At 45.7% G+C, this 575-nt stretch carries 1 tRNA gene; it reads right to left on the reverse strand.

The window, feature by feature from the left end:
* Nucleotides 1–75: 75 nt before the first annotated feature.
* Nucleotides 76–149 (reverse strand) — tRNA-Ile (locus OQ5_RS0112735).
* Nucleotides 150–575: the final 426 nt, after the last annotated feature.

Consider the following 575-nt stretch of genomic DNA (forward strand, 5'->3'; position numbering starts at 1 on the left):
GCCACTAATCACTATCCACTATCCACTATAAACTATCCACTAATCACTATAAACTATCCACTAACCACTATCCCGTAGTCCCGGGCAGACTTGAACTGCCGACCCCTACATTATCAGTGTAGTGCTCTAACCAACTGAGCTACGGGACTCTGTTTCCACCGTAGTCTTTACATTGGTGGCTTTCTTCCCTGTATATGGTCTTGTCTGTCCCAGGTTCTTGTTGCTGGTTGCTGGTTGCTGGTTGCTGGGTGCTGGTTGCTGGGTGCTGGTTGCTGGTTGCTGGTTTATTGGTCAATTACTATTTAGCAAGTTATAGCAAATCTCATTCTCTCAGCCTCTACCTTAGCCTTAGCCTCAATTGATCATTGGTCATTGATAATTGAAATCTGTACTCATCTGTGATATCTGTGGTGAATTCTCAACCTCAACCTTTGCCTTAACCCGGGTTTCGGGTTGGGCCTGATCAGACGCACGATCGTGCGTCTCTACCTCTATCTTCCGCCTTCTATCTCTGTGTCCTTCTGTGGTGAATTCTTAACCTTAACCTCTACCTTAACCTTAACCTCAACCTCAAC

Source organism: Anaerophaga thermohalophila str. Valhall (genome assembly GCF_000250735.1).
GTDB classification, from domain to species: Bacteria; Bacteroidota; Bacteroidia; order Bacteroidales; family Marinilabiliaceae; genus Anaerophaga; species Anaerophaga thermohalophila_A.